General features: G+C 68.7%; 1 protein-coding gene. It reads left to right on the top strand.

What is annotated here, in order from left to right; genetic code table 11:
* The first annotated feature begins 102 nt into the window (after positions 1–102).
* The gene (locus tag F9B16_RS50340; RefSeq protein ID WP_151547334.1) at positions 103–1,365 is read left to right on the top strand and encodes an HNH endonuclease signature motif containing protein; all 1,263 of its coding nucleotides are present in this window, start codon (positions 103–105) and stop codon (positions 1,363–1,365) included.
* Positions 1,366–1,628: the final 263 nt, after the last annotated feature.

Below are 1,628 nucleotides of genomic sequence, written 5' to 3'. Positions count from 1 at the left end.
CCAAGAAGACGCGAGGCAGGCAACCTTTTTCGCCCAAAAAATACCGGGAAGAATGTGACTCGAACGGCTTCGAATGTCAGTCACACAGGGTACTATTTACCTATGCAATCAGTGACGGTCGAGCTCGAGGCCGCGTCCACCATGGAATTGGTGAACGCGCTCTCCGCCATCGCCACTGAACTCGCCCAGCGCCAGGCCCCCGACTCGGCGGCTGCCTGCCTCGAACTCACCGAGACGCTCGCGGCCGCGTCCGATATGCAGGAAAGCGCGCTGGCCGGATTCATCGGCCGAGTCGACGCCACCGGAGAACAGCAGCGGTGGGGCTATCCCTCCACCCAGGCGTGGCTCCGGTCCCGCCTCGGCATGCGCGACAACCGCGCCAAGGAACGCCTCACCCTCGCCCGGCAGCGCCACCGCCTGCCCCACGTCGCCGCCGCACTCGCCTCCGGCGACCTGTCCTACGGCTACGCCACCACCATCGCCGACTCGATCGCCCGCCTGGACGACACCGACTGCGCCGAAGCCGAGACAACCCTGCTCGGCTTCATCGACCAAGGCTTCTCGGCCGGGAAGGTCGCGGCGTTCGGGCGCCGCATCCGCGACCTCATCGCCGAACGCGACGACACCGAAGCCGCACCCGACGAGGACACCAAGCGCGGCTACGCCAAGTCCTGGCTGACCACGACGCGTTCGTTGGACGGCGGCCGGTATGTGAAGGGCTGGTTGAACCCCGAAGACGCCGCCATCTTCGACGGCACGCTCGCTCCACTGGCCAAGCCGGCCGGGCCGGAAGACCGCCGCGACTTCTCCGAGCGCACCGCCGCCGCCCTGTCCAGCGTGCTGTCGGGCGGACACAAGGCCACCAAGGTCACCGTCATCTGCGACCTGGACACCCTCACCGGAGGCAACGCCCCCGCCCGCCTCACCGACGGCACGCCGATCCCCGCCCCGCAGGCCCGCCGCATCGCCCTGGCGGCTGGGGTATCGCCCCTCCTCCTGGGGCGGGGGAACACCCCGCTGTACCTGGGCCACCGGGAACGGTTCGCCAGCGCAGCCCAACGGCAAGTGCTGGAAACGCTCTACCCCACCTGCGCGGTGCGAGAGTGCGAGACGCCGGGCACGCTGTGCGAGGTGGACCACGTCAACGGGTGGGCACTGGGCCACAGTCCCACCGACATTGACCAGCTCGCCCTCACCTGCGGATGGCACAACCGGTTCAAACACACCCGCCCCGACCAGATCCACATCACCAAAGATCCGGACGGGCGATACGTCTACCGGCTGCTGCCACCACCCGATGCCCGAGGGACAACCGGGCCACCGGGCAGCATTGGGCCACCCGGCACCCTCGATTGGGCCGCATAACCATGCCACCGGCATGACCGCCGAGTTGCCCGGACCCACTCGTATCCGGGCCGCTTCGGCATGCCCAAACCCCAGCGCGGCACACCCCAAGTCAGCGCCACCTCATTCCCGCAGCGTGAAACGGTGAACTGACCGGGCCATCTCGGCAGGCGAATGCAGTGCAGCGCTCGGCAGCGTGCTCCCAGGTTGACGGGATAGAGCAGGGGCCCTTCGATCCTCTTCGTACCTGACGGAGGGGGGTGGGGGGGGGGGGGGGCCCGGGG

Source organism: Actinomadura montaniterrae, from assembly GCF_008923365.1.
Lineage (GTDB): Bacteria > Actinomycetota > Actinomycetes > Streptosporangiales > Streptosporangiaceae > Spirillospora > Spirillospora montaniterrae.
This window is presented reverse-complemented; position numbering and strand designations above follow the sequence as displayed.